Genomic DNA, 21,821 nt, shown 5'->3' on the forward strand with positions numbered 1-21,821 from the left:
TGAGAATCGGGTGTGGACCGGTTGACGAATAGGGCAAAAACTAGTAGAATAGTAAGGAAACTTTATACGGAGGAAAGAAATGGATTTGGGTGATAATGAGCTAACACTGACTCCCATACCTGGGAAAAGTGGTAAGGCTTATATGGGTAGCTATCCTGACGGGAAGCGCATCTTTGTAAAAATGAACACCTCTCCAATCCTACCTGGTCTAGCTAGAGAACAAATTGCTCCACAATTATTATGGAGCCGCCGTTTGGCAGATGGGCGTGATATGTGTGCTCAAGAATGGTTGACAGGCAAGATATTGACCCCCTATGATATGAATCGTAAACAAATCGTCAATATTTTAACCCGCCTACATCGCTCACGTCCTTTGATGACGCAGTTGAGTCGTTTGGGCTATGCCATGGAAACACCTGTAGATTTACTGCAGTCTTGGCAGGAAACGGCTCCAGATGCTTTGCGTAAAAATCATTTTATCAGTGAAGTGATGGCTGATTTACGTCAGACTATTCCAGGATTTAGAGAGGACTATGCGACCATTGTCCATGGAGATGTACGACATAGTAATTGGATTGAGACAGATAGTGGCTTGATTTATTTGGTGGATTGGGATTCGGTTCGCTTGACCGACCGCATGTTTGATGTGGCCCATATGCTCTGCCATTATATTCCAGAACATCAGTGGAAGGAATGGTTGACCTACTACGGTTACAAGTACAATCAGACGGTATTAAATAAATTGTATTGGTACGGTCAATTGTCTTATTTGAGCCAGATTTCCAAGTATTATATGAACCAAGATTTAGAAAATGTCAATCGGGAGATCCATGGCTTGCGTCACTTCCGAGACAAGTATGGAAAGAGAAGATGAGAGTTAGAAATCGTAAAGGGGCGACAGAATTACTAGAGGCAAATCCCCAGTATGTGGTCCTCAATCCCTTGGAAGCCAAGGGAAAATGGCGGGACTTGTTTGGCAATGACAATCCCATTCATGTGGAAGTTGGAAGTGGAAAGGGTGCCTTTGTTTCAGGTATGGCCAAGCAAAACCCTGATATCAACTATATCGGGATTGATATTCAAAAGTCTGTTTTGAGCTACGCTTTGGACAAGGTTCTTGAAGTTGGAGTACCGAATATCAAGCTCTTGTGGGTGGATGGTTCTGACTTGACTGACTACTTTGAAGATGGTGAGATAGATCGTTTGTATCTGAACTTTTCAGATCCATGGCCTAAAAAGCGTCATGAAAAGCGTCGTTTGACCTATAAGACCTTCTTGGATACCTTCAAGCGTATCTTGCCTGAAAACGGAGAAATTCATTTCAAGACAGATAACCGTGGCTTATTTGAGTACAGCCTAGTGAGCTTTTCTCAGTATGGCATGAAACTCAATGGTGTCTGGCTAGATTTGCATGCCAGTGATTTTGAAGGCAATGTCATGACAGAATATGAACAAAAATTCTCCAACAAGGGGCAAGTTATCTACCGAGTTGAGGCAGAATTTTAAGAAATAGCCTAAAATCAGGCTGTATAAGTGCTTTTGCTTTACATAAGTTGGCAAACGTGCTATACTATATAGTAAGAATATGAGAAAGTGAGGCGGGGAAATATCTTCGCCTCTTGCTTATGAGGAGGTGGACGCAATCGCAACAATCGTAGAATTAGTCAGAGAAGTTGTAGAACCTGTCATAGAAGCTCCTTTCGAACTCGTGGATATCGAGTATGGAAAGATTGGCAGTGACATGATTCTCAGTATTTTTGTAGATAAACCTGAAGGAATTACCTTGAACGACACGGCGGACTTGACAGAAATTATCAGTCCTGTACTAGACACCATCAAGCCAGATCCCTTCCCAGAACAATATTTCCTAGAAATTACCAGTCCAGGTTTGGAACGTCCTTTGAAAACCAAGGATGCCGTCGCTGGAGCGGTTGGGAAATACATCCATGTCGGGCTCTACCAAGCTATCAATAAGCAAAAGGTCTTTGAAGGAACCTTGGTGGCCTTTGAAGAGGACGAGTTGACCATGGAATATATGGACAAGACGCGTAAGAAAACCGTCCAAATTCCATACAGTTTAGTATCAAAAGCACGTTTAGCAGTTAAATTATAGAAAAAGAAAGGATAGCTTTTGAGGATTCAAAAGTGAAGAAAACATGAGTAAAGAAATGCTAGAGGCCTTCCGCATTTTGGAAGAAGACAAGGGAATCAAAAAAGAAGATATCATCGACGCAGTAGTAGAGTCGCTTCGTTCCGCTTATCGCAGACGCTATGGTCAATCTGACAGCGTAGCTATTGACTTCAACGAAAAAACAGGTGACTTTACAGTTTATACTGTCCGTGAAGTTGTTGATGAAGTATTTGACAGCCGTTTGGAAATCAGCTTGAAAGATGCTCTTGCCATTAATTCAGCCTATGAACTTGGGGACAAAATCAAGTTTGAAGAAGCACCTGCTGAGTTTGGTCGTGTAGCAGCTCAATCTGCCAAACAAACCATCATGGAAAAAATGCGCAAGCAAACCCGTGCCATCACATACAACACTTACAAAGAGCATGAACAAGAAATCATGTCTGGTACTGTTGAACGCTTTGATAATCGTTTCATCTATGTCAACCTTGGCAGCATCGAAGCCCAATTGTCAAAACAAGACCAAATCCCTGGAGAAGTGTTTGCTTCTCACGATCGTATTGAGGTTTACGTTTATAAAGTTGAAGATAACCCTCGTGGTGTGAATGTCTTTGTTAGCCGTAGCCATCCAGAAATGATCAAACGCCTGATGGAGCAAGAGATTCCAGAAGTTTATGACGGAACTGTTGAAATCATGAGCGTGGCTCGTGAAGCTGGTGACCGTACTAAGGTTGCCGTTCGTAGCCACAATCCAAACGTGGATGCTATCGGTACAATCGTTGGACGTGGTGGTGCTAACATCAAGAAAATCACTAGCAAATTCCACCCAGCTCGCTACGATGCCAAGAGCGACCGTATGGTGCCAATCGAAGAAAATATCGACGTTATCGAGTGGGTAGCAGATCCAGCTGAATTTATCTACAATGCCATCGCTCCTGCTGAGGTTGACCAAGTTATCTTTGACGAAAACGACAGCAAACGTGCCTTGGTGGTTGTTCCTGATAACAAGCTTTCTCTTGCAATCGGTCGTCGTGGACAAAACGTTCGCTTGGCAGCTCACTTGACTGGTTACCGTATCGATATCAAGTCTGCTAGTGAATTTGAAGCTATGGAAGAAACTGCTTCAGTAGATTTGGAAGCAGAAAACGATACTGTAGAAGAATAAAAGCTGCTAGAGGAGGGAAAGATGAAAACAAGAAAAATCCCTTTGCGCAAGTCGGTTGTCTCTAATGAAGTGATTGATAAGCGTGATTTGCTCCGTATTGTCAAGAACAAGGAAGGACAAGTCTTTATCGATCCGACAGGCAAGGCCAATGGCCGCGGCGCTTACATCAAGCTAGACAATGCAGAAGCCCTAGAGGCGAAAAAGAAGAAGGTCTTTAACCGCAGCTTTAATATGGAAGTTGAAGAAAGCTTTTATGACGAGTTGATCGCCTATGTGGATCACAAAGTGAAAAGAAGAGAGTTAGGACTTGAATAAGCAAAAGATAAGCAATCTCTTGGGACTTGCTCAGCGAGCAGGCCGAATCATATCGGGTGAAGAATTGGTAGTCAAGGCCATTCAAGACGGCAAGGCCAAGTTGGTCTTTCTAGCCCATGATGCTGGACCCAATCTGACCAAGAAGATTCAAGATAAAAGTCATTATTATCAAGTAGAAATTGTAACCGTGTTTTCAACACTGGAATTAAGCATAGCAGTCGGGAAATCGAGAAAGGTTTTGGCTGTGACAGATGCTGGATTTACAAAGAAAATGAGGTCTCTTATGGAATAGAAGAGGAGGACATGATTTGTCTAAGAAAAGATTGTACGAAATCGCAAAAGAACTTGGAAAAGAAAGTAAAGAAGTTGTAGCGCGTGCAAAAGAGTTGGGCTTGGATGTGAAAAGCCACTCATCAAGTGTGGAAGAAGCTGTCGCTGCAAAAATCGCTGCCAGCTTTAAGCCTGCAGCTGCTCCGAAAGTAGAATCAAAACCGGAAGTACCAAAAGCAGGTGCAGAAAAGAAAGCCGAAAAATCTGAGGCAGCTAAACAAGCTGTAGCCAAGGAAGATGCAAAAGCGGCTGAGCCAGTTGCTCCTAAAACAGAAAAAGCAGCAGCGAAACCACAAAGCCGTAATTTCAAGGCTGAGCGTGAAGCCCGTGCTAAAGAGCAGGCAGAACGACGTAAGCAAAACAAGGGCAATAACCGTGACCAACAACAAAACGGCAACCGTCAGAAAAACGATGGCCGTAATGGTGGAAAACAAGGTCAAGGCAACCGTGACAATCGTCGCTTTAATGATCAAGCTAAGAAACAGCAAGGTCAGCAAAATCGTGGAAATGAGCGCCGTCAACAAGAGGACAAACGTCCAAATCAAGCGGCTCCACGCATTGACTTTAAAGCCCGTGCAGCAGCCCTAAAAGCAGAGCAAAATGCAGAGTACGCCCGTTCAAGTGAGGAACGCTTCAAGCAGTATCAGGCTGCTAAAGAAGCCTTGGCTCAATCCAATAAACGCAAGGAGCCAGAGGAAATCTTTGAAGAAGCTGCTAAGAAGTTAGCTGAACAAGCGCAACAAGCACAGCAAGTTCAAGCAGTGGTTGAAGTTGTCCCTGAGAAAAAAGAACCTGCAGTGGATACACGTCGTAAAAAACAAGCTCGACCAGACAAAAATCGTGATGATTATGATCACGAAGAAGATGGTCCTAGAAAACAACAAAAGAATCGAAGTAGTCAAAATCAAGTGAGAAATCAAAAGAATAGTAACTGGAATAATAACAAGAAGAACAAAAAAGGCAATAACAAGAACAACCGTAATCAGGCTCCAAAACCTGTTACAGAGCGTAAATTCCATGAATTGCCAACAGAATTTGAGTATACAGATGGTATGACCGTTGCGGAAATCGCAAAACGTATCAAACGTGAACCAGCTGAAATCGTTAAGAAACTTTTCATGATGGGTGTTATGGCAACACAAAACCAATCCTTGGATGGGGAAACGATTGAACTCCTCATGGTGGATTATGGTATCGAAGCCAAACAAAAAGTTGAAGTGGATAATGCTGACATCGAACGTTTCTTTGTCGAAGATGGTTATCTCAATGAAGATGAATTGGTTGAACGTCCACCAGTTGTAACCATCATGGGACACGTTGACCACGGTAAAACAACCCTCTTGGATACTCTTCGTAACTCTCGTGTTGCGACAGGTGAAGCAGGAGGTATCACTCAGCATATCGGTGCCTACCAAATCGTTGAAAATGGCAAGAAGATCACCTTCCTTGATACACCAGGACACGCGGCCTTTACATCGATGCGTGCGCGTGGTGCTTCTGTTACCGATATTACTATCTTGGTTGTAGCGGCAGATGACGGGGTTATGCCTCAGACAATCGAAGCCATCAACCACTCAAAAGCAGCCAACGTTCCAATCATTGTAGCTATTAACAAGATTGATAAACCAGGTGCTAACCCAGAACGCGTTATCGGTGAATTGGCAGAGCATGGGGTTATGTCAACAGCTTGGGGTGGAGATTCTGAATTTGTTGAAATCTCAGCTAAATTCAATCAAAACATTGAAGAATTGTTGGAAACAGTCCTTCTTGTAGCTGAAATCCAAGAACTCAAGGCAGACCCAACAGTTCGTGCAATCGGTACGGTTATCGAGGCTCGCTTGGATAAAGGAAAAGGTGCGGTTGCAACCCTTCTTGTTCAACAAGGTACCTTAAATGTCCAAGACCCAATCGTTGTCGGAAATACCTTCGGTCGTGTCCGTGCTATGACCAATGATCTTGGTCGTCGTGTTAAAGTTGCTGGACCATCAACACCAGTTTCTATCACAGGTTTGAACGAAGCGCCAATGGCGGGTGACCACTTTGCCGTTTACGAGGATGAAAAATCTGCGCGTGCAGCAGGTGAAGAGCGTGCCAAACGTGCCCTTATGAAACAGCGCCAAGTTACCCAACGTGTCAGCCTTGAAAACCTCTTTGATACGCTTAAAGCTGGTGAACTTAAGTCAGTTAACGTTATCATCAAGGCCGACGTACAAGGTTCTGTTGAAGCCCTTTCTGCCTCACTTCAAAAAATCGATGTGGAAGGTGTGAAAGTTACCATCGTTCACTCAGCAGTCGGTGCCATCAATGAATCTGACGTTACTCTTGCCGAAGCTTCAAATGCCTTCATCGTTGGTTTCAACGTACGCCCTACACCACAAGCTCGTCAACAAGCAGAAGCTGACGATGTTGAAATCCGTCTCCACAGCATTATTTATAAGGTTATCGAAGAGATGGAAGAAGCTATGAAAGGGATGCTTGACCCAGAATTTGAAGAAAAAGTTATCGGTGAAGCAGTTATCCGTGAAACCTTCAAGGTATCTAAAGTCGGAACTATCGGTGGATTCATGGTTATCAACGGTAAGGTTACCCGTGACTCTAAAGTTCGTGTTATCCGTGACGGTGTCGTTATCTATGATGGCGAACTCGCAAGCTTGAAACACTACAAAGACGATGTCAAAGAAGTTACAAACGGTCGTGAAGGTGGATTGATGATTGACGGCTACAATGATATCAAGACTGATGATGTGATTGAGGCCTACGTCATGGAAGAAATTAAGAGATAAGATTTTTGCTCCTTTCTTAGGTGGTGAGGGACGCAAGCAAACCGATGGTTTCATTGCTTATTTTTGAGCCTAGGGTCTCAAAAATCCCCTGTGATGGGACTGATAAATCAGTTCCATCACTTTCACCACGGCGAAAGAAGCGGATGAGTTCAAATTGAACTTCGTTTCAATTTGAACTGAAAATCAAAAAGTTTAAAAATAGCTAGGTCTGCTGGCCTAGCTTTTGGTTCAAAGTAGAGAAAGGAATATCATGGCAAATCATTTTCGTACGGATCGTGTGGGCATGGAAATCAAGCGTGAAGTCAATGAGATTTTGCAAAAGAAAGTCCGTGATCCGCGTGTCCAAGGTGTGACCATCACAGATGTTCAGATGCTAGGTGACTTGTCTGTTGCCAAGGTTTACTACACCATTTTGAGTAACCTTGCTTCAGATAATCAAAAAGCTCAAATCGGGCTTGAGAAAGCAACTGGTACTATCAAACGTGAACTTGGTCGCAATTTGAAATTGTACAAAATCCCAGATTTGACCTTCGTCAAAGACGAGTCAATCGAGTATGGAAACAAGATTGACGAAATGCTACGCAATCTGGATAAGAACTAAGATAAAGAGGGAAGTCCCTCTTTTTTGGTGGGGAAAATAGGTGGAATTTGAAATGGAAAAATATTCTTTTAACTAGAATTCTGTATTTTTAAAGGTTAGCTAATTAGAAAATGCTTTTTTTTTTTAGCAAATATGATATGATGATTTCATAAATAAAAGGAGATTCTATCAATGAATAATGTAAAAAAAGTTTGTCGTTTAGCTTTGCTATGTCTTTCCGTCTCTACTCTAGTTGCTTGTAGTTCTCTTTCTGAAAAAACAAGCAGCTCTTCTAGTGAGAATCAAACAGAAGCTTCATCTAGTAGTTCTGAGAAGAAAGGGTTGTTTGCTAAAGCAAAAGAAAAACTCAGTTCAAGCGATTTTAACCCACAAGATGTTAGCGATACGACAATTGAGTCTATAAAAACCTATGAAGATTACTTAATTATGAATGAGAAAATAATCGATAATTACTATACAGAAGCAGACGAAGCCTTTAAAGGGACTGTTTTAGAAGATAGTGCTGCTATCCAAGAACTGAAAGATAGCACTAAAAAAGAAATGGAAGATTTGAAAAAACAATATGGTCCACTAAAGAAAGCACCGATTCAAGGGAAAGAAGAAGTGATTAAGACTCTAAAAGATTATCGTGATAATCTACATGAACAAGTGGAGCAGTGGAAAGCTAGTCTTTAATAGGAAGAGTGGAGTTCAATATGGATTATCAATTATTGCCACATGAATACATGGTTATGAATAGTGACCATGTGAGTTTTGGGAAAAATGGTTTGTCTACAGATGAATTAATTTTAACGAATCTACACTTAATATATATCAAAAAAGGTTTGTGGGGAGGAAAAAAAGATCAAGTTACCATACCCATTAACCAGATTAAAATTTTTGAAGGGAGACCTCAAGTTTCAGTAACCAAAACCAATGGTGTGAAACGGCTGGAAATTTATTATAATGGCGGGCAAGCTATCTTTTCATTTAATAATACTAAGGATACTGACAAGTGGGCTAGAAACATTATTAAATTGATTTCAGGTGATACAAGTAATTTTGAAACCTTGGGAGATAGTAGCTTGTTTGGAGCAGATGTTTTGGCAGAAACATTTAAGGATACATTTGACACTTTTAAAGCAGGGCTTGGTATTAAGGATGCAGAGCCAGAAAAGATTTCAACCAAGTGTAGCTTTTGTGGAGCACCTTTGTCAGGTCAAGTGAAGCAAACAGTGAGATGTGCCTATTGTGATATGGAGCAAAGTTTATAAGGGGGCAATTAAATGGGGTTGATAAAAGCAATCACAGATTCTATTGGTGGGACATTTGCAGATCAGTGGAAAGAAATTATCACAGTTCAAGCTTTTGATGAACATACAGCTGTAAGTCCCGGTATTGTTCAAGAAAGTAATAATGGTAGGGGTGTCAATACGAAGGGATCTGTAGGTGTTATTTCCAACGGATCCAAGATTTTTATTCCAGAAAATACTGCTGCCTTTATCTTTAGTCAGTCTGGTATCGAGGAAATTATTACAGAACCAGGTGGATATGAATATCAAAATGGTGAGAGCAGTGTTTTTAACGGTGATGGATTGAAAAAATCACTGTTTGACAATGTTGTTAATCGTGTTGGATTCGGTGGCCAAAGTGATCAGCAAAAACAGATTTGCTTTGTTAATTTGAGAGAAATTCGTGATATTAAATTTGGGACTCGTGGTCCAGTCATGTATAATGATTTGTTTTATGGGACAGATTTAGAAGTACGTGCTTTTGGAACATTTTCTATCCAAATTACAGATGCTAAGCAATTTATCAGAAACTTTCTTCCTGCCAATGTGACTTATTATACCTTTGATAGCGCTCAAGCTAGATCACAAATAGTGACAGAGTTTCTCCAATCTTTTATTGTTGCACTTAATTCTTTGTCAACAACTTATCGTATTTCACAATTACCGTCACAAGCTTCAATTCTTGCAACCCAAGTATCGAATGATGGACAGTATGCAGGGACTTGGAAAGAACGTTTTGGATTTGAGATTGTAAAAGTTGCCATTGCTAATATTGAGTTCTCACCAGAATCTAAGGAATTGGTTAAACAATTTTCATCAAATAAGATGAATTTAAAAGCTTATGATGATGTATCGCAGAAATCTTCTAATATTGCAGCACAACAAAAAATTGCATCAGGAGTGGAGCAACATGGTCTAGGTGATAGTGCTGGAATGATATTTGGAATGAATATGGCTCAAAGTTTAGATGAAAAAGCCATGAAACCAAGTCTATCATTAGATGAGCAAATCGAAGCACTTACAAAACTAAAATCTCTTTTAGATGCAGGGATATTATCCCAGGAAGAATTTGATCGAAAGAAAAAAGAAATTATGGATTTATAAGATGAAGCTCGGAAGCTCATAGTTAGTGTGTATTCAAGGAACATTTTAGGTGAAACAATAATAGACTATCGTTCACAGATAGAATATCATGTTGTAAGGGTAGGAGTTGAATATTCGAGCTGTCTCTACAAAGACTATTAAACATCTTTAACAAATAAGTTGCTAAGGATTTATTTGAAAATTTTTGAGGGGGAGTTGAAACATACTTTAAAAGAGTATGCTATCATAGAATATAACTTACAGAAGTAAAAGGAGTTTGTATATGGCTGAACAAGACTTAGCTATGCAAGTATTGCAACAAGTGGTGAAACTACCTATCGTTAAGGTTGATCGTTCGAAATTTTTAGTAGATAAGTTTTCCAAAGAATTGGATCCACAGGACATTCCTACCTTATTAGAACAAGGTCCAACGTCTCTCTTATCTCAAGAAATCTTAGATCGAGTGGCTAATGCCTGTATTAGGGATAATGTTTTATTGGCGAGTGGAACGTCTGTTGTTGCAGGATTACCAGGAGGGATTGCTATGGCAATTACCATTCCAGCTGATGTGGCTCAATTTTATGGTTTCTCTCTGAAATTGGCTCAAGAATTAGGTTATATTTATGGTTATGAGGATCTTTGGGCTTCACGCGAGGAGTTGAGTGAAGATGCTCAAAATACCCTCTTGCTTTATCTAGGCGTCATGTTGGGGGTGAATGGAACCGCTGCTTTGCTACGTGCTGGTGGTATAACAATTGCCAAACAGGTAATGAAAACAGTACCTAATAAAGCGTTAACAAAGACGCTTTGGTACCCTATTTTGAAAAAAGTCTTAAAAATATTTGGTGTGAATCTGACCAAGGGAGGGTTGGCCAAAGGAATGGGAAAATTCATTCCTATCTTGGGTGGTATTATTTCAGGTGGTTTAACCTTTGCAACTATGAAACCAATGGGGGAAAGCTTGCAGAAAGAATTGTCCAAGCTAGTCAACTATAGTGAAGTTCAATATCAAGAAGATGTTGAAACAATCCGAAAAGAGGCTGAAATCATCGAAGGAGAGTAATATGGGACTCATAAAAATTCTAGCTAAAACTTATGGGAATTACTTTTTGACCATGCAAGGTGTAAAAGTCATGAAAACGATAAAGAAAGATGACCACGCCGTTGTCGGTCTGGGAAAACTTTTTATTGCAGACAAGCTAATGGATACGGCTCGGTGGCTCATCAAGCCAGAGGAGAGAGAATGAAATTTTTCTGGGGACTTCTTGCCATTATTTTTATCAAACCGATTATTGGAATTGTGAAATTCTTTTGGATGCTCATCTCTTTTGCAGTTCAATTATTGTTTTACAAGCTATTATTTAAAATATTGGATTGGCTCTTTAAGCTTATTTAGATGCTAATCCAAGTCGCAGAGAACTAGCAGGAGCTACACTGCTAGTTTTTTAATCTCTTTCCATATGGTATAATATAAGCAGTAAAATCATTTTAGAACATTCAATGGAGGTCGTCATGGACAATATCATCGATGTGTCAATTCCTGTTGCAGAAGTGGTGGATAAGCATCCAGAAGTCTTGGAGATTTTAGTCGAACTTGGTTTTAAACCCCTTGCTAATCCCCTGATGCGTAATACTATCGGTCGCAAAGTATCGCTCAAACAGGGTTCTAAGTTGGAAGGAACTCCTATGGACAAGATTGTCCGCACACTGGAAGCGAATGGCTACGAAGTGATTGGATTAGACTAATGGCAGATGAACGGATTCATGTCCTACGGGATATTTTGTTAGAATTGCACAATGGCGCTGCTCCTGAGTCGGTTCAGGAGCGCTTTGATGCGACCTTTACAGGTGTTTCAGCTATCGAGATTTCTCTCATGGAGCACGAGCTAATGAACTCAGACTCAGGTGTCACCTTTGAAGATGTCATGGAACTCTGTGATGTCCATGCCAATCTTTTTAAAAATGCTATTAAAGGTGTCGAAGTAGAGGATACCGAGCATCCAGGTCACCCCGTTCGTGTCTTTAAGGATGAAAATCTAGCCCTCCGTGCGGCCTTGATTCGCATTCGGAGGTTGTTAGATACCTATGAGTCTATGGAAGACGAGGAAATGCTTTCGGAGATGCGTAAGGGTTTGATCCGTCAGATGGGACTTGTGGGTCAATTTGATATTCATTACCAACGTAAGGAAGAGCTCTTCTTTCCAATCATGGAGCGCTATGGACACGATTCACCTCCAAAAGTTATGTGGGGAGTGGATGACCAGATTAGGGAACTCTTTCAGACAGCTTTAGCGACAGCCAAGTCACTACCTGAAGTGTCGATTTCCACTGTAAAAGATACTTTTGAATCTTTTGCGACAGAGTTTGAAAGTATGATTTTCAAGGAAGAATCCATCCTTCTCATGATTCTCCTTGAGTCCTTTACTCAGGATGACTGGCTTCAGATTGCGGAGGAGAGCGATGCCTATGGTTATGCCATCATCCGTCCGTCTGAGAAATGGGTGCCAGAAAGACAGAGTTTTGTTGAGGAAAAGATTGCAGAGGAGCCTATTCAGCTAGATACGGAAGAGGGACAAGTTCAGCAGGTTATCGATACGCCAGAAGGACAGTTTACCATTACCTTTACCCCTAAGGAAAAGGAAGCAGTGCTGGACCGCCATAGTCAACAGGCTTTTGGTAATGGCTATCTCTCGATCGAGCAGGCCAACCTCATCCTCAATCACCTCCCTATGGAGATTACCTTTGTCAATAAAGATGATATTTTCCAGTATTACAATGACAATACGCCAGCTGATGAGATGATTTTCAAACGAACACCGTCTCAAGTCGGGCGCAATGTTGAACTCTGCCATCCACCTAAGTATTTGGACAAGGTTAAGACCATTATGAAGGGGCTTCGTGAGGGTACTAAGGACAAGTATGAAATGTGGTTTAAGTCTGAGTCGCGAGGTAAATTTGTCCACATCACCTACGCTGCAGTCCATGATGAAGACGGAGAATTCCAAGGTGTGTTGGAGTACGTTCAGGATATTCAACCCTACCGTGAGATTGACACGGACTATTTCCGTGGATTAGAATAAGGAGAAAAAATGAGTTACGAACAAGAATTTATGAAGGAATTTGAAGCTTGGGTCAATACCCAAATTATGATCAACGACATGGCACATAAGGAAAGCCAAAAAGTCTACGAAGAAGACCAAGACGAGCGTGCCAAAGATGCTATGATTCGCTACGAAAGCCGTTTGGATGCTTATCAGTTCTTGCTTGGTAAGTTTGAAAACTTCAAATCAGGCAAGGGATTTCATGATTTGCCAGAAGGCTTATTCGGTGAGCGAAATTATTAAACGAGAAAGATTCTTGATTTTTTACTAAAATCTTGATAGAATATTTATATTAAATCCTTGTCAGAGCAGGGGTTTTTTATTGAAAGGATTTTATCATGTCAAAGAAACTCAATCGTAAAAAACAATTACGAAATAGCCTCCGTCGTGCAGGTGCTTTTTCAAGTACTGTGACTAAGGTTGTAGAAGAGACAAAAAAAGTCGTGAAACGTGCAGAACAGTCAGCAAGCCAAGCTGGTAAGGCTGTTTCTAAAAAAGTTGAACAAGCAGTAGAAGCTACCAAAGAGCAAGCTCAAAAAGTAGCCAATTCTGTAGAAGATTTTGCAGCAAACTTGGGTGGACTTCCACTTGACCGTGCCAAAACTTTCTATGATGAAGGAATCAAGTCTGCTTCAGATTTCAAAAACTGGACTGAAAAAGAACTCCTTGCTTTGAAAGGAATCGGCCCAGCCACCATCAAGAAATTGAAAGAAAATGGTATCAAGTTCAAGTAATCTTTCTTGTGCCTTGCATTTCCGTCAAAATCTTGCTACAATAGAGCCATTAGAGGTGTTTTGAATCCCACATTTTACAGAAAGTGGCGGTGCTGAGAAGTCCACAAATGTGTCAAAACTGGTTGCTAATGGATGAAAAATTGAAATAAAAGTGTCTTTTTGTTTTAAAGACGAGAGTTGCGGGCAACTGCCCGAAATTGGGTGGTACCGCGGATAAATACATTCGTCCCTGTCATGTAGATGGCAGGGCTTTTCTTTTGCGTCTTAGTAAAAGGAGGTTGTTATGAAGCAATCTTTTAACACAAGTAAACTCTACTATGGCTTTCCTATCTTCATTTTGGGGTATCAGGATCAGAATTTTGAACACAATATTACGACCTGCAGTTCCTCTTATAGCTTGGGAGATTGGCTAGTCATCGGTGTCGGAGCTGAGGAAAATGCGGCTGAGCAAATCAAGCATTACCAGAAGTTTACTGTGAATATTCCTGATGAAAATCTCATGCTCGAGATGGAGCAGGCTGGTTTTATCAGTCATCGAGAGAAATTGAAACACCTGGGGCTAGACTACGAGATTTCTGAACGGACTCAGGCACCGATTTTAGGGGTTTGTCCAGTCGTGTTAGAATGTCAAGTTGATAGAATTATCGAGGAAGATGGAATCTGTCATATCTTTGCCAAGATTATCGAGCGACTTGCTGATCCAGATCTCTTGGATGAGAGAGGGCATTTTAAAAATGACCGTTTTTCACCGACTTACTTTATGGGGGACGGTCACCAGCGCGTTTATCGCTATTTAGATAACCGTGTTGACCCTATGGGGAGCTTCATAAAGAAAGCGAGGAAGAAGGATGACAAGAACTGAACTGCCAGAACGATTAGAAACCGAACGGCTTGTCTTACGCGTCCGTACGGTGGCGGATGCCGAAGATATTTATGCCTACGCTAGTCTCCCAGAGGTCGCCTACCCAGCAGGTTTTCCACCCGTCAAGACCTTGGAAGATGAGATTTATTATCTGGAGCACATTCTTCCCGAGCGCAATGAAAAGGACAATCTCCCAGCTGGTTACGGCATAGTAGTTAAAGGGACCGATACTATCATCGGCTCTGTTGATTTCAACCATCGTCATGAAGATGATGTGCTTGAGATTGGCTATACCTTACACCCAGACTATTGGGGACGCGGTTATGTGCCAGAAGCAGCGCGTGCCTTGATTGATCTAGCTTTTAAAGAACTTGGTCTTCACAAGATTGAACTAACTTGCTTTGGATATAACCTTCAAAGTCAACGAGTCGCGGAAAAGCTTGGCTTTACCCTCGAAGCTCGCATAAGAGACCGCAAAGATGCTCAAGGCAACCGCTGTGACAGTCTGATATATGGATTGCTGAAGAGTGAGTGGGAGGTGATTTGATGCATCTTTTCATCATTGGTGCTCCAGCCTCAGGAAAAATGACCATTGGTCAAGAGTTATCTCGACTGACAGATGCTACCCTCTTTTATAACCATCAAGCCATCGATTTTGCACTAGAAATCTATCAGGACTTTACAGAGGAAATGTGGGAATTTGTTCGTGGAATCACCTTTTCTTTCCTTGGAGCAAGTGCAAGAAATCAGCGATCAGTAATTTTAACTGACGTAATTGATTTTTCAAATCAGTACCAGCTGATGTATTTGAAGCAAATTCAGGATTTGTTGAATGACTTTCATCAAGAGGTTCTGTTTGTTGAGTTGGAAACAAGTCTTGAGGAGCGTTTACGTCGAAATCAAACGGAGAACCGGTTGAAGCACAAGCCCTTGAAACGGTATATTGAGGTATCTGAAAGAGAAATTTTAGAGACAGCTGAAACCCTTCAATTAAATTCCCAACATCAACCGAATGAGTTGCACCACTACCTTAAAATAAATAATACGAATCTGTCTGCAGAAGAGGTTGCTAAGCAGATTCAAGCTAAAATGAATACAATAGAGAAAGGACACACACATGTCTAAAGAACTTTCACCTAAATACAATCCAGCCGAGGTTGAGGCTGGTCGTTACCAAAAATGGCTTGATGCCGATGTTTTCAAGCCTTCAGGCGATCAAAAGGCTAAGCCTTATTCAATCGTGATTCCACCACCAAACGTAACTGGGAAACTCCACCTTGGTCACGCATGGGATACGACTTTACAGGATATCATCATCCGTCAGAAACGTATGCAAGGTTTTGATACGCTTTGGCTTCCAGGGATGGACCACGCTGGGATTGCCACTCAGGCTAAGGTTGAGGAGCGCTTGCGTGGCGAAGGCATTAGTCGTTACGACCTAGGGCGTGAAAAATTCCTAGAGAAAGTCTGGGAATGGAAAGACGAATATGCGACTACCATCAAGGAACAGTGGGGCAAGATGGGGCTCTCTGTAGACTACTCTCGTGAGCGTTTCACTCTTGATGAAGGTTTGTCAAAAGCTGTTCGCAAGGTCTTTGTGGACCTTTACAAGAAAGGCTGGATCTACCGTGGTGAGTTTATCATCAACTGGGATCCAGCAGCTCGCACAGCCTTGTCTGATATCGAGGTTATCCACAAGGATGTCGAAGGTGCCTTCTACCACATGAACTACATGCTAGAAGACGGTTCACGCGCTCTTGAAATTGCGACTACTCGTCCTGAGACCATGTTTGGGGACGTTGCGGTTGCGGTCAATCCAGAAGACCCACGCTACAAGGACTTGATTGGTAAAAATGTCATCCTTCCAATCGCTAATAAATTGATTCCAATCGTTGGGGATGAACACGCTGATCCTGAGTTTGGTACTGGTGTCGTGAAAATCACACCTGCCCATGATCCAAACGACTTCTTGGTGGGTCAACGCCACAACTTGCCACAAGTCAACGTCATGAACGATGACGGTACTATGAACGACTTGGCCTTTGAGTTTGCAGGTATGGACCGTTTTGAAGCTCGTAAGGCAGTCGTTGCTAAGTTGGAAGAAATCGGTGCCCTCGTCAAAATCGAAAAACGTGTCCACAGTGTTGGTCACTCAGAGCGTACAGGTGTAGTGGTTGAACCACGTTTGTCTACTCAATGGTTCGTCAAGATGAACCAATTGGCCAAGAATGCTATTGCCAACCAAGACACAGAGGACAAGGTAGAATTTTACCCTCCACGTTTCAACGATACCTTCCTTCAATGGATGGAAAATGTTCACGACTGGGTTATCTCTCGTCAGCTCTGGTGGGGTCACCAAATCCCTGCTTGGTACAATGCTGAGGGTGAAATATATGTCGGCGAAGAAGCTCCAGAAGGTGACGGTTGGACTCAGGACGAAGACGTCTTGGATACGTGGTTCAGTTCGGCTCTTTGGCCATTCTCTACTATGGGCTGGCCGGATGTCGACTCAGAAGACTTTAAACGTTATTATCCAACATCAACTTTGGTGACTGGTTATGATATTATTCCGTTCTGGGTGTCTCGGATGATTTTCCAAGGTTTGGAATTTACTGGCAAGTCGCCATTCAAAAATGCCTTGATTCATGGTCTCATTCGTGATGAGCAAGGACGCAAGATGTCGAAATCTCTCGGTAACGGAATTGACCCAATGGATGTTATTGATAAGTACGGAACAGATAGCCTTCGTTGGTTCCTTTCAAATGGTTCTGCACCAGGGCAAGACGTCCGCTTCTCTTACGAGAAAATGGATGCTTCATGGAACTTCATTAACAAGATCTGGAACATCTCTCGCTACATCCTCATGAACAATGAAGGCTTGACCCTTGAGCAAGCAACGGCTAATGTGGAAAAAATTGTTAACAAGGAAGCTGGAAATGTCACTGACCGCTGGATTCTTCACAATCTCAATGAAACGATTGGAAAAGTCACTGAAAACTTTGATAAGTTTGAGTTTGGTGTGGCTGGACACATCCTCTACAACTTTATCTGGGATGAGTTTGCGGACTGGTATGTTGAGTTGACCAAGGAAGTCCTTTATAGTGATAATGAAGAAGAGAAAGTCATCACACGCTCTGTTCTCCTTTACACTTTGGACAAGATCCTTCGTCTCCTTCACCCAATCATGCCATTCGTGACAGAGGAAATCTTTGGACAAATCTCAGAAGGTTCTATCGTTACAGCAGAATACCCAACTGTCAATCCAGCCTTTGAAGACCTCGCTGCCCACACTGGTGTGGAAAGCCTTAAAGACTTGATTCGTGCAGTTCGTAATGCGCGTGCAGAAGTAAATGTTGCTCCAAGCAAGCCTATCACCATCCTTGTTAAGACAAGCGATAGCGACTTGGAAGCCTTCTTTAACAGCAATGTCAACTACATCAAACGCTTTACAAATCCAGAACACTTGGAAATCGCATCAACCATCCCTGCACCTGAACTCGCTATGTCAAGCGTCATCACAGGAGCAGAAATCTACTTGCCACTGGCTGACCTCCTCAATGTCGAAGAAGAACTGGCTCGTCTCGACAAGGAACTGGCTAAATGGCAAAAAGAACTGGATATGGTAGGTAAGAAACTCTCTAACGAACGCTTCGTAGCCAATGCCAAACCAGAAGTCGTCCAAAAAGAACGCGACAAACAAGCCGACTATCAAGCTAAGTACGACGCGACCGTCGCACGTATTGATGAGATGAAGAAGTTGGTGAAATAGACATAGAAACACGGTGATGAACCGTGTTTTTTTGGTATAATTTAGAATGGAAAGCAGTTTTTTGGAGGGAAATGAGTTGATTACTTCATCTGTTAAAGCACAACAAGTTGTTGAAGGGTTTATTCAATTACAAAGTATTAATCTATTTTCAGGAACAGGAATACAAACAGAACTGAAAATTTTTATGCCTAGATTAAATGGAAAAGATTTTGATTATGCTTCATTTGCGTCAGACCTTCGGTCTATACTTGATGGTTTTGTCTTGAACAAAAAGACAATAAAAAAATACATTGAAGAAGAAAATTATATGGAATTATCATTACAAGCTAGAAATAAATTTAGAGATGTTTATGTGAATAATGGTGAACTTGGTGAACTTATTTTATACACTTTTCTTGAGGGTAATCTTCGAGCGCCTAAAATCTTATCAAAAATGTCTTTAAAGACATCTAATAATATGTTTGTAAATGGAGCTGATGGTGTACATTTGTTAAAGATTTCAGAAAGTAATTATCATTTGATTTTTGGTGAAGCTAAGATGTATGCCGTTTTTTTAGATGGTTTTAAAGCGGCTTGTAAATCTTTAAAAGAATTTATAGGGAATAGTAGAATGTTTGAATTGAATTTAATCGATTCACAATTAGAAAATGAGATACTAGATCAGAATGATGTTGACTTAATATCTAAAATTATATATCCTTCTAAGAGCCAAAATATATATACAGTTGTGGATTCATACTCTGTCTTTGTTGGCTTCCAAATTGATATCCCTGATGAAAAACTATATTTGTCAGATGAAGAATATAATTTGTGGATAAAGGATGAGATAGAAGTAGAGATTAAAAAGGCATCTGCAAAAATGGAAGAGGCCATAAAAAAATATTCGTTGATAGGAAAGAATTTCTATTTATATGTTATGCCATTTATAAAAATAGATGAGACTAGAAAGAACATTTTGAAGGAGGTGGTGGAATGAGTAATGAATCAATAATAGCATGGTTGAATAGTAGAGCTATTGAGGATAGTTACTTGTATGAACTATTAGCTGAAAGTCAAATTAGATATGGAGATAATCTGCTAGGAATCTCTAAAAAAGTAATGGATAAAAAAAGGTTTTTAGACTTATTGAGATTTGCTGATATACTTTCAAGATCTGAGAAAGCTCAGAATAGAAATATCTCATTAAAAATAATCTCTCTTTTATATGATGAATTTAAAGAAAATATGACTTTTCAATTAGTTTCTAAAAGCGTGTTAGTTAAGCTTGGTAATTTTCCATCTTTAAGTCTTATTGATTCTAATTGTGAAAATAATATTTTTAATTTTGACATTGAGATTGATAAATTAATTAAAAATATTTTTCAAAGTACTTCGAATAAGAACAAAATTTTTACAGATGCTCAATACAAAATATTTAAGGAATTACAGGGGACAAATCATTATAGTTTTTCTGCTAGCACTTCGTTCGGTAAGTCGTTCCTACTTACTGAGTATGTTAAGTGGATTATTGATGAAGGAAATGCAAGTCAAAATATTGCTTTCTTAGTTCCTAGTAGAGCTTTAATTTCACAAGTTGAAGAAGATTTAAGTAAAGTAATCGTTGGTACTAGATATAAGATACTGACGGTTCCTGAAATCCCAGATTTATATAAACATAAAAAGTTCATTTTTGTTTTGACTCCTGAACGGCTCATACAATACTTTTCTCAAAGAAATCCCCCCATTTCTATCTTAATAGTAGATGAAGCACAGAAATTAGTCGCTAATGATGGAAGATCTCCGATTTTTTACCATGCCATTTCTTTGGCTAAGCAAAAAAGTATCAAACTTTTTTTTGCCTCTCCAAATGTTCCTAATCCAGAATTATTTTTAAATTTAGTAGGCAATTCTACGGATGAAGCTACTCAAATCATTGATATGAATGTTTCTAGAAATTTATTTTATATTGATTTACAATCGCTCTGTATAAGGCAATATCTTGAATATTGTAACGAAGATGTAAAAGAAAGAACTTTTAGGTGCAAAAATCTATTTGATACTGTGAGTTATTTATCTAAGAGCCAACAATCCATCATTTATTGTAATTCACTCAGTGATACAATGGCTTTTGCTGATAAGTTTAGTGAGGGTTTCTCACAGATCAACAATAAAAATTTAGAGGATTTGTCTGATTTTATTAAAGATACAATACATGAGAGATATGGGCTAGCTGAAATGATTAGAAAAGGAGTTTCTACTCATTTTGGTGCTCTACCACAGGTTGTTAGAGAAAAAATTGAGAAAGAATATAGATTAGGAAATATCAGATATTTATTTACAACCTCAACATTGTTAGAAGGTGTAAATTTGCCAGCAAAAAATATTTTTATTTTAAGTGAAAAAATTGGTCTCACTAAGATGTCTGATTTGGATTTTAGAAATTTAATTGGAAGAGCTGGCAGACTTACAAAAGAACTTTCAGGTAATATTTTTATTGTCAAATTAGATAATAAAAAATGGCAAGGTAGTGCTATTGATTTATTGAATTTAAACAAATTACCAATTTTGAATTCAGAGTTACTTACAGGGAAAGATGCATTTTATAAAAAAATTGGACAAATTATTAATGATGAACCATTGAGTAAAAATACTAGTCTTCAAAAAAGGCATTTTTTAAATGAATATGCCTCAATATTATCCTATCAGTATAAACAAAATCTAGATTCAATTTTATATAGAAAGTTAAATGAAAAGAACAAAGATTCACAGAAGATTTTAAAAGTAATTGAAAAATATGAAGTACCTTCTGAAATATTAATGACCTCAGTAACAATCAGTCCAGTTATCCAAAATAAAATATATATAAGTGAAAGGCCGTATATTTTTCCAAAGGACATTAGTTATTACACATGTAGAGAGGTTTTAGAACAAATGTTTATTATTTATAACTGGGGAGATAATGAACATAAAAATTTTCTTGGGAAAAAAAATAGATTGGGTTATTATGCAACCTTAATGATTGATTGGATTACCACTAAGCCATTGAATGTCATTATAAAAAGCATTATAAAGTACTACAGTTCAAATAGATTAAATATTACTCTTGATTTTAATCAAAATTTTATTCTGTTTGATGAAACCAACTCACAACATTTAAATCATATTGTGAACCAAGTTATGAGGGATTTAGAAACGGTTGTTAGATTTTCAATTAGGAACTACATAACGAATTATTTACAGTTGACTAAACAAGATGAAAGCAAGTGGAGAGATTATCTGGATTATGGTACTAATGAAAGTTTAGTAATTGAACTACAAAAACTAGGCATTGATCGACAAATTGCTATTGAAATTTCTAAGAAAGCATATAAATATTTTGAATTGAATAGCGAAAATAAATTATGGAAAATAAGAAAAGAAATAAAGAATGACGAGAATTTGAGTACTGAAGCACAAGATTCGATACTAGCTGTTCTAAAAGAACTTGAATTATAAGAATGTAAGGTGTTATTGCTATAATTTATACAATTATATTTATATATTTTATGACTTTACCACTTATATACTACTTATAACCCCATCTAGCGACACCATCGGCTGGGTAGCAAAGAAATAAAAAGTCCTGTCACTTTCTCCCATTTAACCTTTGACTATTCCGCAAAATTATCGTAAAATAAAGAGTAAATGATAAAATGAGGTC

The 21,821-nt window shown here is 39.7% G+C and carries 23 protein-coding genes; all 23 read left to right on the plus strand.

The genetic code is table 11. From position 1 onward, the window contains the following. The first annotated feature begins 79 nt into the window (after window positions 1-79). The 23 genes from HT717_RS04070 to HT717_RS04180 all read left to right on the plus strand — a co-directional run bounded on the left by HT717_RS04070 (window position 80) and on the right by HT717_RS04180 (window position 21,616). Window positions 80-874, plus strand: a complete 795-nt coding sequence (locus HT717_RS04070) for a phosphotransferase family protein (RefSeq protein WP_000363005.1) — start codon at window positions 80-82, stop codon at window positions 872-874. After that, window positions 871-1,506, plus strand: a complete 636-nt coding sequence (gene trmB, locus HT717_RS04075) for a tRNA (guanosine(46)-N7)-methyltransferase TrmB (protein WP_001266094.1) — start codon at window positions 871-873, stop codon at window positions 1,504-1,506. The genes HT717_RS04070 and trmB overlap by 4 nt, the downstream gene beginning before the upstream one ends. Window positions 1,507-1,633: 127 nt before the next feature. Continuing rightward, the gene (rimP, locus tag HT717_RS04080; protein WP_173304458.1) at window positions 1,634-2,113 is read left to right on the plus strand and encodes a ribosome maturation factor RimP; all 480 of its coding nucleotides are present in this window, start codon (window positions 1,634-1,636) and stop codon (window positions 2,111-2,113) included. Between the two features lie 43 nt (window positions 2,114-2,156). Then, window positions 2,157-3,293, plus strand: a complete 1,137-nt coding sequence (nusA, locus tag HT717_RS04085; RefSeq protein ID WP_049538831.1) for a transcription termination factor NusA — start codon at window positions 2,157-2,159, stop codon at window positions 3,291-3,293. A gap of 21 nt (window positions 3,294-3,314) precedes the next feature. Beyond that, window positions 3,315-3,608 carry a YlxR family protein gene (locus tag HT717_RS04090; RefSeq protein ID WP_000857560.1) on the plus strand — a complete coding sequence of 98 codons (294 nt, stop codon included), beginning with the start codon at window positions 3,315-3,317 and terminating at the stop codon, window positions 3,606-3,608. Next, complete coding sequence (locus HT717_RS04095) at window positions 3,601-3,900, plus strand: YlxQ-related RNA-binding protein (protein ID WP_001041390.1); 300 nt, start codon at window positions 3,601-3,603, stop codon at window positions 3,898-3,900. The genes HT717_RS04090 and HT717_RS04095 overlap by 8 nt, the downstream gene beginning before the upstream one ends. A 16-nt stretch (window positions 3,901-3,916) precedes the next feature. Beyond that, window positions 3,917-6,721, plus strand: coding sequence for a translation initiation factor IF-2 (gene infB, locus HT717_RS04100; protein ID WP_173304460.1), 2,805 nt, complete (start codon window positions 3,917-3,919; stop codon window positions 6,719-6,721). A gap of 250 nt (window positions 6,722-6,971) precedes the next feature. Further along, on the plus strand, window positions 6,972-7,322 hold the full coding sequence (rbfA, locus tag HT717_RS04105) for a 30S ribosome-binding factor RbfA (protein ID WP_001273601.1): 351 nt from the start codon (window positions 6,972-6,974) through the stop codon (window positions 7,320-7,322). 171 nt (window positions 7,323-7,493) lie between these two features. Next, window positions 7,494-7,997 carry a hypothetical protein gene (locus tag HT717_RS04110; protein ID WP_001067003.1) on the plus strand — a complete coding sequence of 168 codons (504 nt, stop codon included), beginning with the start codon at window positions 7,494-7,496 and terminating at the stop codon, window positions 7,995-7,997. Window positions 7,998-8,017: 20 nt separating this feature from the next. Continuing rightward, on the plus strand, window positions 8,018-8,575 hold the full coding sequence (locus HT717_RS04115) for a hypothetical protein (protein WP_053092699.1): 558 nt from the start codon (window positions 8,018-8,020) through the stop codon (window positions 8,573-8,575). A gap of 12 nt (window positions 8,576-8,587) precedes the next feature. After that, complete coding sequence (locus HT717_RS04120) at window positions 8,588-9,697, plus strand: SPFH domain-containing protein (RefSeq protein ID WP_049540680.1); 1,110 nt, start codon at window positions 8,588-8,590, stop codon at window positions 9,695-9,697. A gap of 262 nt (window positions 9,698-9,959) precedes the next feature. Beyond that, complete coding sequence (locus HT717_RS04125; protein WP_049540678.1) at window positions 9,960-10,739, plus strand: hypothetical protein; 780 nt, start codon at window positions 9,960-9,962, stop codon at window positions 10,737-10,739. Between the two features lies 1 nt (window position 10,740). Next, window positions 10,741-10,923 (plus strand): hypothetical protein, encoded by a 183-nt coding sequence (locus HT717_RS04130; RefSeq protein ID WP_000522922.1) that lies wholly within the window; start codon window positions 10,741-10,743, stop codon window positions 10,921-10,923. Between the two features lie 265 nt (window positions 10,924-11,188). Further along, on the plus strand, window positions 11,189-11,422 hold the full coding sequence (locus tag HT717_RS04135) for a DUF1858 domain-containing protein (RefSeq protein WP_000368734.1): 234 nt from the start codon (window positions 11,189-11,191) through the stop codon (window positions 11,420-11,422). Next, window positions 11,422-12,756, plus strand: coding sequence for a DUF438 domain-containing protein (locus HT717_RS04140; protein ID WP_173304462.1), 1,335 nt, complete (start codon window positions 11,422-11,424; stop codon window positions 12,754-12,756). Before HT717_RS04135 ends, HT717_RS04140 begins: the two co-directional genes overlap by 1 nt. Before the next feature lie 9 nt (window positions 12,757-12,765). Further along, complete coding sequence (locus tag HT717_RS04145) at window positions 12,766-13,020, plus strand: DUF1912 family protein (RefSeq protein ID WP_049540673.1); 255 nt, start codon at window positions 12,766-12,768, stop codon at window positions 13,018-13,020. Between the two features lie 95 nt (window positions 13,021-13,115). Beyond that, entirely contained in the window at window positions 13,116-13,511 is a 396-nt protein-coding gene (locus HT717_RS04150; protein ID WP_000038635.1) for a helix-hairpin-helix domain-containing protein, read from the plus strand. Window positions 13,512-13,794: 283 nt separating this feature from the next. Then, entirely contained in the window at window positions 13,795-14,373 is a 579-nt protein-coding gene (locus tag HT717_RS04155; protein ID WP_049540672.1) for a flavin reductase family protein, read from the plus strand. Then, window positions 14,360-14,920: a GNAT family protein gene (locus HT717_RS04160; protein WP_049540671.1), complete on the plus strand. Its 561-nt coding sequence runs from the start codon at window positions 14,360-14,362 to the stop codon at window positions 14,918-14,920. Before HT717_RS04155 ends, HT717_RS04160 begins: the two co-directional genes overlap by 14 nt. Further along, a complete protein-coding gene (locus HT717_RS04165; protein ID WP_049540670.1) occupies window positions 14,920-15,498 on the plus strand; it encodes an AAA family ATPase in 579 nt (192 codons plus the stop codon). Before HT717_RS04160 ends, HT717_RS04165 begins: the two co-directional genes overlap by 1 nt. Beyond that, window positions 15,491-18,142, plus strand: a complete 2,652-nt coding sequence (locus HT717_RS04170) for a valine--tRNA ligase (protein ID WP_049540668.1) — start codon at window positions 15,491-15,493, stop codon at window positions 18,140-18,142. The genes HT717_RS04165 and HT717_RS04170 overlap by 8 nt, the downstream gene beginning before the upstream one ends. Before the next feature lie 76 nt (window positions 18,143-18,218). Next, entirely contained in the window at window positions 18,219-19,118 is a 900-nt protein-coding gene (locus tag HT717_RS04175) for a DUF1837 domain-containing protein (protein WP_049540666.1), read from the plus strand. Further along, window positions 19,115-21,616, plus strand: coding sequence for a DEAD/DEAH box helicase (locus HT717_RS04180; protein WP_049540664.1), 2,502 nt, complete (start codon window positions 19,115-19,117; stop codon window positions 21,614-21,616). Before HT717_RS04175 ends, HT717_RS04180 begins: the two co-directional genes overlap by 4 nt. The last annotated feature ends 205 nt before the right edge of the window (window positions 21,617-21,821 follow it).

The organism is Streptococcus sp. 959 (genome assembly GCF_013277075.1).
Taxonomy (GTDB): Bacteria; Bacillota; Bacilli; order Lactobacillales; family Streptococcaceae; genus Streptococcus; species Streptococcus pseudopneumoniae_C.

Bases quoted from the DNA above. Each gene is read 5' to 3' on its own strand.
- HT717_RS04070 (WP_000363005.1), top strand. From the start codon at position 80: ATGGATTTGGGTGATAATGAGCTAACACTGACTCCCATACCTGGGAAA.
- trmB (WP_001266094.1), top strand. From the start codon at position 871: ATGAGAGTTAGAAATCGTAAAGGGGCGACAGAATTACTAGAGGCAAAT.
- nusA (WP_049538831.1), top strand. From the start codon at position 2,157: ATGAGTAAAGAAATGCTAGAGGCCTTCCGCATTTTGGAAGAAGACAAG.
- HT717_RS04090 (WP_000857560.1), top strand. From the start codon at position 3,315: ATGAAAACAAGAAAAATCCCTTTGCGCAAGTCGGTTGTCTCTAATGAA.
- rbfA (WP_001273601.1), top strand. From the start codon at position 6,972: ATGGCAAATCATTTTCGTACGGATCGTGTGGGCATGGAAATCAAGCGT.
- HT717_RS04110 (WP_001067003.1), top strand. From the start codon at position 7,494: ATGAATAATGTAAAAAAAGTTTGTCGTTTAGCTTTGCTATGTCTTTCC.
- HT717_RS04115 (WP_053092699.1), top strand. From the start codon at position 8,018: ATGGATTATCAATTATTGCCACATGAATACATGGTTATGAATAGTGAC.
- HT717_RS04120 (WP_049540680.1), top strand. From the start codon at position 8,588: ATGGGGTTGATAAAAGCAATCACAGATTCTATTGGTGGGACATTTGCA.
- HT717_RS04125 (WP_049540678.1), top strand. From the start codon at position 9,960: ATGGCTGAACAAGACTTAGCTATGCAAGTATTGCAACAAGTGGTGAAA.
- HT717_RS04130 (WP_000522922.1), top strand. From the start codon at position 10,741: ATGGGACTCATAAAAATTCTAGCTAAAACTTATGGGAATTACTTTTTG.
- HT717_RS04135 (WP_000368734.1), top strand. From the start codon at position 11,189: ATGGACAATATCATCGATGTGTCAATTCCTGTTGCAGAAGTGGTGGAT.
- HT717_RS04140 (WP_173304462.1), top strand. From the start codon at position 11,422: ATGGCAGATGAACGGATTCATGTCCTACGGGATATTTTGTTAGAATTG.
- HT717_RS04145 (WP_049540673.1), top strand. From the start codon at position 12,766: ATGAGTTACGAACAAGAATTTATGAAGGAATTTGAAGCTTGGGTCAAT.
- HT717_RS04150 (WP_000038635.1), top strand. From the start codon at position 13,116: ATGTCAAAGAAACTCAATCGTAAAAAACAATTACGAAATAGCCTCCGT.
- HT717_RS04155 (WP_049540672.1), top strand. From the start codon at position 13,795: ATGAAGCAATCTTTTAACACAAGTAAACTCTACTATGGCTTTCCTATC.
- HT717_RS04160 (WP_049540671.1), top strand. From the start codon at position 14,360: ATGACAAGAACTGAACTGCCAGAACGATTAGAAACCGAACGGCTTGTC.
- HT717_RS04165 (WP_049540670.1), top strand. From the start codon at position 14,920: ATGCATCTTTTCATCATTGGTGCTCCAGCCTCAGGAAAAATGACCATT.
- HT717_RS04170 (WP_049540668.1), top strand. From the start codon at position 15,491: ATGTCTAAAGAACTTTCACCTAAATACAATCCAGCCGAGGTTGAGGCT.
- HT717_RS04180 (WP_049540664.1), top strand. From the start codon at position 19,115: ATGAGTAATGAATCAATAATAGCATGGTTGAATAGTAGAGCTATTGAG.